Raw genomic sequence first — 15,611 nt, 5'->3', positions numbered from 1 at the left:
CAGTTAATAAAAGGAGCGAATGTAGATGATTAAATCGATGTATTCAGGAATTTCCGGTATGAAAAACTTTCAAACGAAACTTGACGTAATTGGTAACAACATCGCAAACGTAAATACATACGGCTTTAAGAAAAGTCGTGTGACATTCCAGGATCTAGTCAGTCAACAGCTAGCAGGAGCAACGGCTGCTCAGGATGGTGGACGTGGCGGTATTAACTCCAAACAAGTAGGGGCAGGTTCAACACTAGGATCCATTGATACGATTCATGAGGGGGCAACAAGCCAGTTTACCGGTCGTTCATTGGATTTAGCCATTGAAGGAGATGGATACTTCGCGGTAACAGATGGGGATCAAAATTTTTACACACGTTCAGGTAACTTTTACTTAGACGAAGAGGGATTTTTAGTTACTGCAGAAGGCTATCGTGTATTAGGTAGTGATAATGCAACCATTAGCGTAATCGATATGGTTGGTGGAGATCTTAATGATATTGCAAGCTTTTCGATTGGTAAGGATGGTTCAATCAACATCGTCGGCTCTAATGAAGATGTGGCAATAACTGAAAGACAGATTGGTTTAGTGAAATTTTCAAATACGAGTGGTTTATCTAAGGTTGGTGGAAACTTGTTTATCCCTACTGCTAACTCTGGTCAACCATCGGCCATTGGTGCACCAGGTGCAAATGGAACGGGTGCGATAAACTCTTCTTCTCTTGAAATGTCAAACGTCGACCTTTCAGAAGAGTTTACAGAAATGATTGTTGCTCAACGTGGATTCCAATCAAATTCAAAAATCATCACAACTTCCGATGAAATTTTACAAGAGCTTCTTAGTTTAAAACGATAATCAACTGATTTTAGTATAGGAGGCATGCAGGCACCTTAGTGCCTGCTACATAACGGAATGATACGATTACAGAGACTGAATGGACAATTTTTCCTGTTAAATGCTTTGTTAATTGAGCAAGTAGAAGCGATCCCAGAAACAAGTATTACGTTAATAGGTGGTAAAAAGATCATTGTCAAAAATGAGATTGAAGACGTTTATACATTAATAAATGATTGCTTTGAGAAAGTGGGGGTCCTTGGATCAGTTTTTAAAAAAGGAGGGAAGTAAGTGTTTAAAAGTAAGCTAGGTGTTATTTTGCTAGTCATGTTTTTAACGTTAGCTGTAGCTGGTGGAGCGGTCTTTCTATCATGGGACTACATAACCGCAGGTGAAACAGAAAATGCAGAGCCAACGATTGATGAAATTATTGAACGCTCTTATGATACGGAAGAGTTAACGACTAATCTATTAAATAATGGGTTTGTACGCTCAAAGTACAAGATTCAATTAGATAGTAAAGATGCGCTACATGAACTGGAAAAAAGAGATTTTCAGGTGACAAATGTCATCATTACAACGTTATCGGGAAAAGAAGCGTCCGATCTAAGTGGACCTGATGGGAAAACAGCTCTTGAAGAAGAGTTGAAAGAACAAATTAATGAACTCATGCAAGAGGGAACAGTTCAAAAGGTCTATATGACTGAATGGGTTTTGCAATAAGTATGGTGATGAATTAAGAGGTGAGTCCATTGGCAGATGTACTGTCGCAAGGTGAAATAGATGCGCTCCTTTCCGCATTATCAACAGGCGAGATGAATGCGGAGGAGCTTAAAAAAGAAGAAACGCAGAAAAAGGTTAGAGTGTACGACTTTAAGCGGGCACTCAGGTTCTCTAAAGAACAGATTCGCAGCCTAACACGAATTCATGAGAATTTCTCTAGGTTACTCACGACCTTTTTTTCAGCACAGCTTCGCACCTTTGTTCAAATTCATGTAGCATCCGTTGATCAGCTGCCATATGAGGAATTTATCAGTTCAATTCCAAAGATGACCATTTTAAATGTATTTGAACCTGTTCCTTTAAATGGACGCATCTTAATGGAAGTGAATCCGAACATTGCATATGCCATGCTTGATCGTTTAATGGGTGGAAAAGGTGTCAGTGTAAATAAGATCGACAGTTTAACTGAAATTGAAACGAAGATTATGTCGGCACTGTTTCAGCGAACGTTAGATAGCTTTACAGAAGCGTGGAGTTCAGTGATTGAGATGGATCCGATTCTTGACGAGATTGAAGTGAATCCGCAATTTTTACAAATGGTTCCTCCAAACGAAACCGTTGTTGTTATTTCACTTGTAACAAATATCGCTGAAACATCAGGAATGATCACCATTTGTTTGCCTCACATGGTGCTTGAGGAAATTCTTCCAAAGCTATCCAATCATTATTGGCTTCAAGAAAAAAAGAAGCTGCGTAGTCCAAACGAACAAAAACAGCTTGAAAAGCAAGTACGTGATACGCCATTGCTTGTTCAGGCGGAGCTTGGTCGGTCGGAAATGACAGTACAGGAATTTCTTCACTTAGGACATGGTGATGTCATTGAGTTAAATCAATCGATTCATCATCCGCTTTTATTAAGTGTAGGTGGAGAAACGAAGTACTTAGCGCAGCCAGGAAAGCAAAAAAACAAATTAGCTGTTCAAGTGACGGAAGTATTAGAGGAGGCAGATGAATGAGTGACGGCATGCTCTCTCAAGAAGAAATTAATGCATTGCTGAACGGTATGGATAGTGATCAGGACAAAGACAAACCAGCACCAAGTCTAGATACAAATGAATACTTAACAGATATGGAGAAAGATACGCTGGGCGAAATAGGAAATATTTCGTTTGGTAGTTCTGCGACTGCTTTGTCTTCACTACTTAACCAAAAAGTTGATATAACGACACCTGAGGTAACGGTCGTTGAGAAGAAATTCCTTGACCAAGAATTCCCGCGTCCTCACGTAGCAGTAAAAGTAGAGTATACAGAAGGGTTTGAAGGCTCAAATCTTTTAATGATTAAAACAACGGATGCGGCGATCATAGCTGATCTTATGCTTGGTGGAGATGGAACCAACCCACTTGAAGATTTAACAGATATGCATATCAGCGCTGTGCAGGAAGCGATGAATCAGATGATGGGTTCCGCTTCTACATCGATGTCAACGTTGTTCAATATGAAAATTGATATCTCACCACCATCTGTTGATGTAATGGATATCAAAAATGGAGAGAACACGGATTATGTTCCCCCAGAAGAAATACTCGTAAAAATATCGTTTCAGCTTCAAGTAGGCGACCTAATTGATTCGAAGATTATGCAAATTGTTACATTACATTTTGCAAAGGAATTTATTAAAAATTTGACAAATCCAGAAGAACCTCAAGTCGTTGAAGAAGTAGCTGCTGTTGCGGAGCCCGCTGTACAGACGCCGATTAGAGAAGATGCTTCAAGTGAGCAAGCATTTCAAATCGAGCCAAAAGAAACAACACAGCACGTGGGTGGAATGTCGGGAAGAGGAGCAAGCACCATTCAGCCAGCTGCATTTGAAAGCTTTGATCAACCTCAGCTTACAAGTGCACAAACAGGCAATTTGGACATGCTTTTAGATATTCCATTAAATGTAAAGGTTGAGCTTGGTAGAACAACAAAGTCTATCCGCGATATTCTTGAATTTACTCAAGGCTCAATCATTGAGTTAGATAAGCTAGCAGGTGAGCCTGTTGACATTCTAGTTAATGAAAAACTGATTGCCAAAGGTGAAGTGGTTGTCATTGATGAGAACTTTGGGGTTCGTGTAACAGATATCGTGAGCCAAGCAGAACGAATTCGAAATTTAAAATAGCATAGGGGATGAATGAAATGGGTCAAAAAGTTTTAGTAGTGGATGATGCAGCTTTCATGAGAATGATGATTAAGGATATTTTAACGAAAAACGGATTTGATGTTGTTGGCGAAGCAGCTGATGGAAACGAAGCTGTTACACAATACAAAGAATTATCACCTGATCTTGTTACGATGGATATTACAATGCCTGAGAAAGACGGGATTAGTGCTTTAAAAGAAATTAAATTATTCGATCCAAATGCAAAAATTATTATGTGTTCGGCGATGGGGCAACAAGCTATGGTTATTGATGCCATTCAAGCTGGCGCAAAAGATTTTATTGTGAAGCCTTTCCAGGCGGAGCGCGTGATTGATGCGATTAACAAGACACTTGCGTAATCTTCTCCCTCTAGTACTCCTTGTAGTTAGTATTATGCTGTCTCCCGCTCATGTAGCGGAGGCAGCAGACTGCAATGGCATGGTGGATGATAGTTTTAAAGAAGAGTGTGATTCAGCTAGTTTAGGAGAAACGGGGACAACAGACGACGCTCAAGTTCCAGCCGGTGTGCCAGGCAATGGCTTTTTAACGGTTCTTAAGTTAATTGGATCATTGGCACTCATTATTGCGTTGATGTATGGGCTTGTGCGCTTTCTGGGAAAACGAACTAAGACGTTTAGACAATCTCAAGTATTAGAAAACATCGGTGGGATGCCACTTGGGCCAAATCGGTCGATTCAATTAATCAAAGTGGGGGATCGTGTATTAGTCGTTGGAGTAGGAGAGTCTATACAATTGCTAAAGGAAATTGATTCTGAACAGGAATTAGATGAATTAAAAAGGCTTCAAGAAGATCAAGATCAGGCTAACTTACAAGTTCCAGCTCAAAAAGCGTTTGATTGGATAAAGTCAAGGGTTACGAGATCAAAGAATCAAAGTGAGACACAATCTGCCGCTGTAAAAACGCCAACTGCTTTTCAAGATCTATTTCAAGAGAAGCTTCAAGAAGCCTCAAAGTCACAAGTGGAGCTTGAGAAGGTCATGAAGGAGCGTCAGCCATGAGTGTGGAACAGATGATTCTTTCAACGACAGGTATATTAAACAATTTTGATTTAACTGGTCTTACTGGATCAAACGAAAATGCAGCCACAACAATCCAATTGCTCCTTTTGTTAACGGTACTGACGCTAGCTCCATCAATTTTAATTATGATGACTTGCTTTACACGAATCATTATTGTGCTTTCCTTTGTAAGACAAGGGCTTGCTACACAATCAATGCCGCCGAACCAAGTCCTCATTGGAATTGCTTTATTTATTACCTTTTTTATTATGGCTCCTGTTTTTAGTGAAATTAACACAGAAGCCTTACAACCATTCGCGAATAATGAAATTACACAGGAAGAAGCCTTTGACCGGGCCACTGCACCAATCAAAGAATTTATGTCAAAGCATACACGTGAAAAAGATTTAGCCTTATTTATGGGTTATGCAGAGCTTGAAAGACCTGAGTCGTTAGAGGATATTCCGCTAACTGTTCTCGTACCTGCTTTTGCAATTAGTGAGCTTAAAACGGCCTTTCAAATTGGGTTTTTAATCTTTGTTCCTTTTTTAGTCATTGACATGATTGTTGCAAGTGTACTGATGTCCATGGGGATGATGATGTTGCCTCCTGTGATGATCGCATTACCATTTAAAATCTTATTATTTGTACTTGTTGACGGTTGGTACTTAATCGTTCAATCACTATTACTTAGCTTCCAGTAAGGAGAGGGTGTTTATGAGTCAGGAATTTGTTATTGGTATTGCTGAAAATGGCGTATGGACCGTGCTGCTTGTTGCAGGCCCTCTTCTTATCATTGCATTAGTGCTAGGGCTGTTAGTCAGTATTTTTCAAGCGACCACTCAAATCCAAGAACAAACGCTTGCGTTTATACCGAAGATTGTAGGAGTGTTAGTTGCTCTAATTGTATTTGGTCCTTGGATGTTAGGACAAATTACTAATTTCACTTACCAGATTTATTCTAACTTACATCGGTTTATTGGATAATGACACAACTTGCGGCATACTTGCCAGCCTTTTTATTAATTTTTATACGTGTTAGTTCGTTTATGGTTGTTTTGCCTCTCTATTCTCATCGGTCAGTTCCGGTAACTTTTAAACTAGGACTTTCCATTATGCTTGCTTGGATTATGGTTCTAGCCTTTGATATACCTGAGCTTGTGTTTAATTGGAATTATATTTTACTCATTATAAAAGAAGTTGCTGTAGGGTTGGCTGTAGGTCTTGCAGCCATGATCTTACTTTATGCGATACAGGTTGCTGGTGGACTTATAGACTTTACGATGGGATTTATGATTGCGAATGTCGTCGATCCGCAAACGGGAGCACAAAGTCCTTTAACTGGTGGATACTTATATACATTTGCATTGTTATTTCTTCTAACTGTTAATGGACATCACTTGTTACTGGATGGTATTTACTATAGCTATCAATACGTCCCAATTGACCAACTATCAGTACCTTTTGGTGACGAACGTGTGCTGAACCAAGCTGTTTCTATATTAGCAACGATGTTTATTGTTGCCGTTCAAATTGCTTTCCCAATTGCAGGCTGTTTGTTCTTAGTAGACTTGGCTTTAGGATTAGTCTCAAGAACCGTTCCGCAAATGAACGTATTTGTTGTAGGGATGCCATTAAAAATATTAGTAGGGCTTCCGCTCATTATGGTTTACATGGCTGTATTTATGATGATTGTCCAGAAACTCTTTCAGGAAACAATCCTCGTAATGAGAACACTTCTTCAATTACTTGGGGGTGGGTAAGACCTTGTTATTAAAAATGAATTTGCAATTGTTTGCAGATGAAAAAACAGAGAAAGCCACACCCAAAAAAAGAGATGAAACGAGAAAAAAGGGGCAGGTACCAAAAAGTACAGATGTTAATACCTCTCTTATGATGCTCATTGTTTTTCTCTTTCTCTGGATGTACGGCGGAGAAATGATTGTCTCTATGTTCGCTGATATGCAGAGAGAGATGTTCACCAACTACTTGATCACAGAAGTAACAGCCGAGTCAGTTGCGGAGCTATTCCTTACCATATCAACTCAGGCACTTTTAGCTGTCCTTCCACTCATGCTACTAGCCGCCTTTGCTGGTACGTTTGGTAGCTTCATTCAAGTAGGGGCCATGTTCACAACGGAACCATTAAAAGCAAAACTAAACAAATTAGATCCAATTAAAGGCTTTAAACGCATTTTCTCTGCGAGGTCACTCGTCGAGCTAGTGAAATCTGTTTTAAAGATTTCGTTTGTGGGAGCAACGGTTGTCTTTATCATCTGGACTCACCTGGATGAGGTGCTTCTCTTATCTCAGAAATCAGTTACAGATGCTATGAGTGTCATTGGATGGTTAACAGTCCTTATGGGGCTTGCCGTGGCGATCTTACTTATGGTCCTATCTATTCCAGATTATATCTATCAACGATATGACCATGAGAAACAAATTCGAATGTCAAAAAAAGATATTAAAGACGAGCATAAAAACATTGAGGGTGACCCTCGTATTAAATCAAAACGAAAGCAAAAGCAAATGGAGCTTGCGATGCAGCGGATGATGCAAGAGATTCCAAATGCAGATGTGGTGATTACTAACCCCACTCACTTTGCTGTTGTTCTGAAATACGATGAAGCTAAAGCAGAGGCACCGTTCGTTGTGGCAAAAGGAGTAGACTTTTCTGCTCAACGAATAAAAAAACGCGCACAAGAACATAACATTCCGATGGTTGAAAATCGAGTGCTTGCAAGGGCCCTTTATCATCAAACGGATATTGGTCAGCAGGTTCCAACCGATTTATTCAAATCAGTCGCGGAAGTATTAGCGTATGTGTATCGATTAAAAGAAGCGCACAGCGCGAATAGTCATTATAAAAACTAGGGAAGGGAGGCGTAACACTTATGAAAGCAAAGGATTTAGCTGTATTGTTTGGAGTTATTTTAATTATCATCATGCTGATTATTCCACTTCCTCCTCCCATTCTTGATGTACTAATCATTTTTAATATTTCATTGTCACTTTTGATTATTTTAGTGGCTATGAATACAACGGATTCACTGCAGTTTTCAATCTTTCCGACGTTACTGCTGTTAATTACACTGTTTCGTTTAGGTTTAAGTGTATCAACGACTCGTTCTATTCTAGGAAATGCAGATGCTGGGAACGTCATTGATACTTTTGGAAACTTCGTAATAGGTGGAAATGCAGTGGTCGGATTTGTTGTCTTTATTATCTTGGTCATCATTCAATTCATTGTTATTACTAAGGGTGCTGAAAGGGTTTCTGAAGTAGGGGCAAGATTCACACTCGACGCGATGCCTGGTAAGCAGATGAGTATTGATGCTGACTTAAATGCGGGGTTGATCTCAGATGCAGAAGCTAAACAGCGCCGTGAAAAAATTGAGAAAGAAGCAGACTTCTATGGATCAATGGATGGTGCAAGTAAGTTTGTTAAAGGGGACGCGATTGCCAGTATCATCATCGTAGCCATCAATATGATTGTTGGGCTTATCATTGGGATGATGCAAATGGGGATGGACTTAAATACTGCGGTCCTTACATATACCTTGCTCACAGTAGGGGACGGACTTGTCACTCAGATCCCAGCTCTCTTAATTTCAACAGCTACAGGGATTATTGTGACAAAGGCTGCTTCTGAAGGTAGTTTAAGTAATGATATTACAAAACAAATTTTAGCTTATCCAAAATTATTATACGTTACAGCAGGGACGATCTTTTTACTAGGAGTTGCTACTCCCATCAGTAAGACCTTAACTTTTTCAATGGCCGGATTACTTGCCTTTGCAGGCTGGCAGCTACAGAATATCAAAACTCGTGAAACGAATCTGGAGCTTGCCCCAGATATACCAGAGGAAAGTGATTCAGAAGAGATGCGTTCTCCTGAAAATGTAGTAAACCTCCTACAAATTGATCCGATTGAATTTGAGTTTGGCTATGGACTGATTCCGTTAGCTGATGCGAATCAGGGTGGGGACTTACTTGATCGAGTCGTTATGATTCGTAGACAGATGGCCATTGAGCTTGGAATGATCGTACCAGTTATTCGAATTAGAGATAATATACAATTACAAGCAAATGAATACGTCATTAAGATTAAAGGCAATGAAGTAGCAAAAGGGGAAGTTCTACTGGATCATTACATGGCAATGAGTCCAGGATTCGAAGATGATAGCATCGTTGGAATTGAAACGATTGAACCAGCCTTTGGATTGTCAGCCTTATGGATTGGCGAGGAAATGAAAGAACGTGCAGAGATGTCAGGCTACACAGTAGTTGATCCGCCGTCAGTTGTTTCTACTCACCTAACCGAGATCATTAAACGCCATGCGCACGAGTTACTAGGCAGACAGGAAACAAGGCAGCTCATTGATCATCTTAAAGAAACATATCCTGTGCTGGTAGAGGAAACGACACCTTCCTTGTTATCGATTGGTGATATCCAACGTGTGCTAACGAATCTTTTAAAAGAACATGTGTCTATCCGTAACCTGCCAATGATTTTTGAGACACTCGCAGACTACGGACAAATGACAAAGGATATGGATCTATTAACGGAATATGTGCGACAGTCACTATCAAGGCAAATTTCAACTCAGGTCTCAACTAAAAATGAGCCACTCTACGTAGTGACACTAAGCGGAGCGGTCGAAAAGATTGTTGCTGATTCTGTTCAACAAACAGAGCACGGTTCTTTTCTATCAATGGATCCAGCTCATTCTCAAAAAATCTTGGATTCTGCGGTTGAGGAAACCAACCGTCTATCACAAATGGGTCAGAGTGCAATTCTTTTATGTTCACCGGCTGTCAGAATGTATGTAAGACAGTTGCTTGAACGATATTTACCAAACGTCCCGGTTCTTTCATATAACGAACTTGAAGTAGATATTGAAGTCCAAAGTGTTGGAGTGGTGAAAGCAGAATGAAGTTAAAAAAGTTTCAAGTAGAATCGATGCCTGAAGCCCTACAACAGATTAAGAGCGAATTAGGTAGTGAGGCGGTCATTCTTCATACCAAGGAAATTTCAACAGGTGGATGGTTTGGTTTTTTTGCTAAAAAGAAACTAGAGGTAACAGCTGCCATTGACCCAGTAAAGCATGCTGTTGCCACAAAACCATTGCAACCATCTCAGCCATCTCTACAAGAAACAAAGAAAGAGGTAGAGCAAATCCTGACACATGTACCTCAAACACAGTCAGTGTCCTTAGCTACTCAACTAGAGGCTCCTGCGCTTATTAAGCAGATTGATACTGAGCTCAATCTACAAGGTGTAGGTGAATCAATACGTGAGGAATTAAAGGAGGATGCATTTGGATTCTGGTATAGCCAGGAGAAAGTGAATCGTACGCCGCTTGCCGTTATTAATTTTACAAGACAATGGTTGAAAAGGCGTTTGCAGCAGGTGACCATTGGTCAATCTTCATTTAATAAGAAATTCATGATTTTTGCAGGGCCGACTGGAGTGGGCAAAACCACAACAATCGCCAAGCTAGCGGCAGAAGCTTCTATCAAACATGGAAAAAAGGTAGCGATTTTAACGACCGATACGTACCGTATTGCGGCAATTGATCAATTAAAGACCTATGCGTCTATTCTTAACGTTCCAGTTGAAGTTGCTTATTCACTAGACGATTTTCACGCAGCGATGGAACAATTTGAAGCGTATGATGTGGTGTTAGTTGATACAGCAGGTCGAAATTTCACTCATGACTTTTATTTAAAAGAATTACAGAAAACGATTCACCTATCTGAGGAATCATGCTTATACGTTGTTTTAGCACTTACAGCTAAATACTCGGATATGGTAGCAGTGCTTAAACAGTTCAACCAATTAGCTGTTCATCAAGTGATTTTTACAAAAAGAGATGAAACAAATAGCTACGGTGCTCTGATCAATGTGTGTTTGAACGAAGGGATTGGAATTGCTTATGTAACAAATGGCCAAAATGTCCCGGATGATGTAATCCCTGCGAGTATTGACCACATTGTAGAATCGGTGTTGGAAGGAATGACACTCGATGGATCAAGCTGAGAGTTTAAGAAGACTAATGAACCAATCCTCTGAGGCACGAGTTATTGCCGTTGCAAGTGGCAAAGGTGGAGTAGGAAAGTCTAATTTATGTGTCAATATAGCGATTAGTCTTCAATCAACTGGTGAGCGCACAGTGATTTTAGATATGGACAGTGGTATGGGTAATGTGGATGTCATTATGGGTGTCCAGCAAGCACATCACTTACTTGACATGATTAAGCTCCGACTTCCCGTTTGGGACGTAATAGAAACAACTTCATATGGCATTTCTTATATTGCGGGCGGCACGGGACTTAGTGAGATGACTTCATTTTCTCAAGAGGATTTGTCTTACTTCCAGCAGCAGCTTCAAACGCTTGCCGGTCACTTTGATTATATTTTTCTGGATCTAGGTGCAGGTGTAACAGAGGAGAGCTTAGAGCTCCTTTCTTCTGCAAACGATTTGTTTATTGTTACTACACCCGAACCAACCGCATTGACGGATGCCTATAGCTTGTTAAAGCAATTAGCACTACTGCCTGATTTGCCTCAAATTTATGCGATTGCCAATCAGACCGATTCAAGCCGTGAAGGAGAGCTGACGCTTTCAAATTTATCTCATGTAACGAAGCGGTTTTTAAATATCGAATTACACAAGCTTGGTATGGTACCTCACGATCGAACGGTTTCTAAAGCAGTGAAATCTCAAGTTCCTTATACGGTTTTTCAAAAGCAAGCGAAAGCAAGTGTAGCAACAAAACAAATTGTTGATTCCTACCTTTCGTTTAAAGGGACTCGTGAAACTGAAAGTGAATCTAGACCCTTTTTCACACGTTTGGGTAAGTGGTTTAATAGCTCAAAGCGACGAAACAACCAACTAACGAATAAAAAGAATAGATAGGAAGACTCAAACAATGAATCAAATTAGGGTGCTAGTAGTAGATGACTCTGCCTTTATGCGTAAAGTTGTAACGGATATATTACAAGCTGATCCTCAGATTTGTGTAGTAGGAACGGCAAGAAATGGTGAAGATGCCACTAGGAAAAATATAAAGTTAAAGCCAGATGTCATCACGATGGATGTGGAGATGCCTGTTTTGGACGGGCTTGGCGCCCTGAAGCAAATCATGATTGAACGTCCAATTCCTGTTGTCATGGTGAGTAGTCTAACAAGTATTGGTGCTCACACAACGATGCTAGCTATGGAGGCTGGAGCGGTTGATTTTGTTGCAAAGACAAGCGGTTCTATCTCCTTGGACTTATTTACAATCGCGGATCTTTTAAGAGATAAGATAAAACTAGCAGCACAGGCAACCGTTAGGCAAACGAACGTGTCAGAGCCTGTTCAACATAACTCTTTGAATCTATCCTCCCTCCTGCGAAAACCAAAGGAAAGAAAATTAGTTGCTATTGGAGTATCAACTGGAGGTCCAAAGGCATTAAAGGATGTTTTGACGAGGATCCCGAGAAACATTGCTGCGCCTATTGTGATTGTTCAGCACATGCCAGAAGGGTTCACGAAATCACTTGCTGATCGTTTAGACTCCTTAAGTGATATTCAAGTTGTCGAGGCAAACGATGGGGATGTACTAGAAGATGGTACAGCGTATATTGCACCAGGTGGAAAACATTTAAAGGTTAAGAGTGTTGGCGGTCAGTGGATCTGTACATTATCAACTGATCCTGCTGTGAATGGTCACCGCCCATCAGTCGATGTTCTTTATCAATCCATTTCTTTAATAGCTGAAGCTTCGGTCATTGCGGTCATCATGACAGGCATGGGGGCGGATGGCTCAGAAGGTCTTAAACAATTAAAAACAAATCGTTTATGTTACGCATTCGCTCAATCTGAAGAAACCAGTGTCGTCTACGGAATGCCAAAGATGGCTGTTCGAACAGGGAAAATAGATAAGGTTGTTCATTTACAAGATTTGGCGAATCAAATATTAGCTCATTGTTAGTGGAGGGATTGTTTAAATGAAGGATTTTGACTTTATTCATTCAACTCATCTAGATGTACTTCGAGAGATTGGAAATATAGGGGCTGGACATGCAGCAACTTCATTGTCAGCGCTGCTAGGAAGAAAAATTGAAATGACCATACCAGAAGCAGCAATTATCCCCTTTGATCAGATCCCAGATCGTATGGGAGGGTCAGAAAATGAGATTGCCGCCATCTATACACCGATCACTGGAGACGCACCAGGTAGTGTTTATTTCTTTTCGGATGCCATCCAATCAAACGCAGTCATTCAACAATTAACAGATCCTCTTTCAGAGTCATCAAAGCAGGATCTAGCAGCTCAGTACGGTCAATCAGCTTTCTTAGAAGCAGGAAACATTGTCATTGGTTCGTATCTTTCTGCATTTGCTGACTTAACTGGTTTGAAGGTTGCTCGCGGGGTACCGGACTTATCCATAGACATGGCAGGGGCTATCATTAGTCATGGGCTAAGCAGGCTATTAATTCAAAGTGATGTGGCCATTTGTATCGACACCCATATGAAAATTGATGGTGAGGCAACCGTTAGAAATTTTGGATCAATCTTGCTGTTGTTTGACCCAGAATCATTTGAAGTTTTATTTAAGGCTTTAGGGGTCGAAATCGATGAATGAGGTTGTCACAATTGGGATGGCAGAGCTTTCATGTTCGAGTGAGTCTGCTCTGCTTAGAACCTCCGGACTTGGTTCATGTGTAGGTGTCATCATTTATCAAGAAGGATCAACTCATGCAGCCATGGCTCATATTATGCTTCCTTCTGTTACGATCTCGAGTAATCGCGAACACAAAATTGGCAAATTTGCGGACGTGGCTATTCCAGAGCTTGTACGGCAACTTAGGGCAAAGGGAGCTGCTAGCTACCGATTAAAAGCCAAAATTGCAGGTGGAGCTCAGATGTTTGCTTCTGCAGGAAATGAAATGATGCGCGTTGGTGAAAGAAATGTCATCGCTGTGAAAGAACAATTACTCGAATTAAAGATTCCTTTAATCGCTGAAGATACAGGTGGTAAAAATGGACGAACCATTAGCTTTGATCCAACGACTCATGAGCTAACCATTCGAACCGTTCACCTAGGAACTAAAGTGATCTAACGCTTGAATACCGTTGTAAGAATTGAAATGGAGGTGCAGTAAATTGTTAAATGTTGGAGTTAGTAAAGAAGAGAAAATGTGGGAAGATTGGTTTAATGACCGAAGTAGAGAGGCGTGTGACCATCTTGTTAGAATGTACCTGCCATTAGTGCAATTTCACGTACAACGTATTTCAATCGGCTTGCCTGGCAGTGTTCGTAAAGATGAGCTCACAAGCCATGGCTTATATGGGTTACTCGATGCTCTAGAAAAGTTCGACCCTAATCGTGATTTGAAATTTGATACGTATGCGTCGTTTAGAGTCCGTGGTGCGATTATTGATGGGCTGCGTAAAGAAGATTGGTTATCACGTTCAATGAGAGAAAAGATTAAACGGGTAGAGGCGGCGTCTGAGAAGCTTGAACAGCAGGAAGGCAGATATGTATCAAGTGCAGAGGTTGCTGAATTTCTACATATGGATGAATCTGATGTAGCCCAGATCATGGCGGAACAATTTGTAGCAAATATTTTATCAATTGATGAACCGACGCAAGAGGCAGAGCGCCAGGAATCCTTTGCTGCAACAATTGAAGATAAGCTAACAAAAACACCTGAAGCTTCATTAATGGAGTTAGCGACAAAAGATGAACTTGCTGAGGTGATCGCAGGTCTCACGGAGAAAGAACAACTAGTGATTAGTTTATTCTATTATGAAGAGCTGACGCTGACTGAGATTGGTCATATTTTAGAATTATCTACTTCACGTATTTCACAGATCCATTCAAAAGCCTTGTTTAAATTGCGTCAAGTAATGGAAAAACAAAATCGTTCTAACTCTTAAGGAGGCGTTTAGCTTGAGCTTTAAGCCAATTGAAGCATTAGGATCCTTATCTCATACTTTTAAAGCAAGCAAAGCACAAACACAACTTCAACAAAGAGTGCAGATGAACGAAGTGATGATGGCTGAGGCAGGGAGACAAGCCGAACAGTTAGCGAGAAAACAAGCGCAGGCTTCTGACTTTAAGAAAGAAGCCAGATTCCATGGATCGAGTCAGAATGAATCCAGAAAAAAAGGATCAAAAAAGAAACAGAGCAAAGAATCCTCTGCAAAAAGTCAGCATCCAACTAAAGGGACACATATCGATTACTCGATGTAAGGAGGAACCAATATGGCAGTTGTGCTAAGTATCCTTAGCATTTGCTTGATCAGTTTTCTTTATCTCAGGGTTCAATCAACTGAACGAAGGTTGACTGAGCTTGAAAAACAATTAAATACAAGTGAACAAATGAGAGAAGAGATGGAGCAATCTCTTCTTGTTTTTGCTGATGAAATGAAAAGTGGAAACGAACGCATATTAAGCGAAGTCTCTGCAGGAAGAGCATCTAAAAAAGTGAGTACACCATTAAAAACAGAAGTACATATTGAAGAAGACGAAGCCACCAATGACTATCAACCACCCATTCCGAAGGAGGAACAGGCTGAGACATCGTATCAGCCTTCACCTCAAGCAACCATTATTTCCTTACAAAAGCAAGGGTTTTCATCTACTGAAATTGCCAAACGATTGCATATGGGAAAAGGTGAAGTAGATTTAATCATCAAATTTCAACAAAATGTTAACTAGCAGTTGCAACAGCTAGTAACTTATGGTACATTAATTAACGGTGTTTATTACACACGCCTCTAATTTTAGTGAGGGTGCTGCTTGTCAGTGTCACTAAAAGATGATGAGTGCGGAGGAAGACAAAAACCAATACA

At 40.4% G+C, this 15,611-nt stretch carries 20 protein-coding genes; all 20 read left to right on the top strand.

Annotation, left to right across the window (positions count from 1 at the left end; translation table 11 throughout):
• The first annotated feature begins 25 nt into the window (after window positions 1-25).
• From flgG to JNO66_RS05640, 20 genes are read left to right on the top strand one after another with little or no spacing between them, the layout of a single operon-like run.
• Entirely contained in the window at window positions 26-847 is an 822-nt protein-coding gene (gene flgG / locus JNO66_RS05735; protein ID WP_203087229.1) for a flagellar basal body rod protein FlgG, read from the top strand.
• Window positions 848-904: 57 nt separating this feature from the next.
• Entirely contained in the window at window positions 905-1,117 is a 213-nt protein-coding gene (locus JNO66_RS05730; RefSeq protein WP_203087228.1) for a flagellar FlbD family protein, read from the top strand.
• Window positions 1,118-1,549 (top strand): flagellar basal body-associated protein FliL, encoded by a 432-nt coding sequence (gene fliL / locus JNO66_RS05725; RefSeq protein WP_203087227.1) that lies wholly within the window; start codon window positions 1,118-1,120, stop codon window positions 1,547-1,549.
• Between the two features lie 29 nt (window positions 1,550-1,578).
• Window positions 1,579-2,565 carry a flagellar motor switch protein FliM gene (gene fliM, locus JNO66_RS05720; RefSeq protein ID WP_203087226.1) on the top strand — a complete coding sequence of 329 codons (987 nt, stop codon included), beginning with the start codon at window positions 1,579-1,581 and terminating at the stop codon, window positions 2,563-2,565.
• Entirely contained in the window at window positions 2,562-3,716 is a 1,155-nt protein-coding gene (gene fliY, locus JNO66_RS05715; protein ID WP_203087225.1) for a flagellar motor switch phosphatase FliY, read from the top strand. Before fliM ends, fliY begins: the two co-directional genes overlap by 4 nt.
• Window positions 3,717-3,733: 17 nt before the next feature.
• The gene (locus JNO66_RS05710) at window positions 3,734-4,096 is read left to right on the top strand and encodes a response regulator (RefSeq protein WP_203087224.1); all 363 of its coding nucleotides are present in this window, start codon (window positions 3,734-3,736) and stop codon (window positions 4,094-4,096) included.
• A complete protein-coding gene (gene fliO, locus JNO66_RS05705) occupies window positions 4,071-4,757 on the top strand; it encodes a flagellar biosynthetic protein FliO (protein ID WP_210340778.1) in 687 nt (228 codons plus the stop codon). Before JNO66_RS05710 ends, fliO begins: the two co-directional genes overlap by 26 nt.
• The gene (gene fliP / locus JNO66_RS05700; RefSeq protein WP_246483170.1) at window positions 4,754-5,461 is read left to right on the top strand and encodes a flagellar type III secretion system pore protein FliP; all 708 of its coding nucleotides are present in this window, start codon (window positions 4,754-4,756) and stop codon (window positions 5,459-5,461) included. Before fliO ends, fliP begins: the two co-directional genes overlap by 4 nt.
• 13 nt (window positions 5,462-5,474) lie before the next feature.
• On the top strand, window positions 5,475-5,744 hold the full coding sequence (fliQ, locus tag JNO66_RS05695; RefSeq protein ID WP_203087222.1) for a flagellar biosynthesis protein FliQ: 270 nt from the start codon (window positions 5,475-5,477) through the stop codon (window positions 5,742-5,744).
• Window positions 5,744-6,520 (top strand): flagellar biosynthetic protein FliR, encoded by a 777-nt coding sequence (gene fliR, locus JNO66_RS05690; RefSeq protein ID WP_203087221.1) that lies wholly within the window; start codon window positions 5,744-5,746, stop codon window positions 6,518-6,520. Before fliQ ends, fliR begins: the two co-directional genes overlap by 1 nt.
• 16 nt (window positions 6,521-6,536) lie before the next feature.
• Window positions 6,537-7,631: a flagellar biosynthesis protein FlhB gene (gene flhB, locus JNO66_RS05685; RefSeq protein ID WP_203087523.1), complete on the top strand. Its 1,095-nt coding sequence runs from the start codon at window positions 6,537-6,539 to the stop codon at window positions 7,629-7,631.
• 20 nt (window positions 7,632-7,651) lie between these two features.
• Window positions 7,652-9,694 (top strand): flagellar biosynthesis protein FlhA, encoded by a 2,043-nt coding sequence (gene flhA / locus JNO66_RS05680; RefSeq protein ID WP_203087220.1) that lies wholly within the window; start codon window positions 7,652-7,654, stop codon window positions 9,692-9,694.
• Window positions 9,691-10,800: a flagellar biosynthesis protein FlhF gene (gene flhF / locus JNO66_RS05675; RefSeq protein WP_203087219.1), complete on the top strand. Its 1,110-nt coding sequence runs from the start codon at window positions 9,691-9,693 to the stop codon at window positions 10,798-10,800. Before flhA ends, flhF begins: the two co-directional genes overlap by 4 nt.
• A complete protein-coding gene (locus JNO66_RS05670) occupies window positions 10,787-11,680 on the top strand; it encodes a MinD/ParA family protein (RefSeq protein WP_203087218.1) in 894 nt (297 codons plus the stop codon). Before flhF ends, JNO66_RS05670 begins: the two co-directional genes overlap by 14 nt.
• Window positions 11,681-11,693: 13 nt before the next feature.
• Window positions 11,694-12,740: a protein-glutamate methylesterase/protein-glutamine glutaminase gene (locus JNO66_RS05665; RefSeq protein ID WP_203087217.1), complete on the top strand. Its 1,047-nt coding sequence runs from the start codon at window positions 11,694-11,696 to the stop codon at window positions 12,738-12,740.
• 16 nt (window positions 12,741-12,756) lie between these two features.
• Window positions 12,757-13,395, top strand: coding sequence for a chemotaxis protein CheC (locus JNO66_RS05660; RefSeq protein WP_203087216.1), 639 nt, complete (start codon window positions 12,757-12,759; stop codon window positions 13,393-13,395).
• Window positions 13,388-13,873, top strand: coding sequence for a chemotaxis protein CheD (locus JNO66_RS05655; RefSeq protein WP_203087215.1), 486 nt, complete (start codon window positions 13,388-13,390; stop codon window positions 13,871-13,873). Before JNO66_RS05660 ends, JNO66_RS05655 begins: the two co-directional genes overlap by 8 nt.
• A gap of 43 nt (window positions 13,874-13,916) precedes the next feature.
• Window positions 13,917-14,693, top strand: a complete 777-nt coding sequence (locus JNO66_RS05650; RefSeq protein WP_273753166.1) for a FliA/WhiG family RNA polymerase sigma factor — start codon at window positions 13,917-13,919, stop codon at window positions 14,691-14,693.
• Window positions 14,694-14,706: 13 nt separating this feature from the next.
• Window positions 14,707-15,009: a hypothetical protein gene (locus JNO66_RS05645; protein ID WP_203087214.1), complete on the top strand. Its 303-nt coding sequence runs from the start codon at window positions 14,707-14,709 to the stop codon at window positions 15,007-15,009.
• A 12-nt stretch (window positions 15,010-15,021) separates the two neighbouring features.
• Window positions 15,022-15,477 carry a DUF6115 domain-containing protein gene (locus JNO66_RS05640; RefSeq protein ID WP_203087213.1) on the top strand — a complete coding sequence of 152 codons (456 nt, stop codon included), beginning with the start codon at window positions 15,022-15,024 and terminating at the stop codon, window positions 15,475-15,477.
• Window positions 15,478-15,611: the final 134 nt, after the last annotated feature.

It is taken from the genome of Alkalicoccobacillus gibsonii (assembly GCF_016798245.1).
GTDB lineage: Bacteria > Bacillota > Bacilli > Bacillales > Bacillaceae_D > Alkalicoccobacillus > Alkalicoccobacillus gibsonii.
This window is presented reverse-complemented; position numbering and strand designations above follow the sequence as displayed.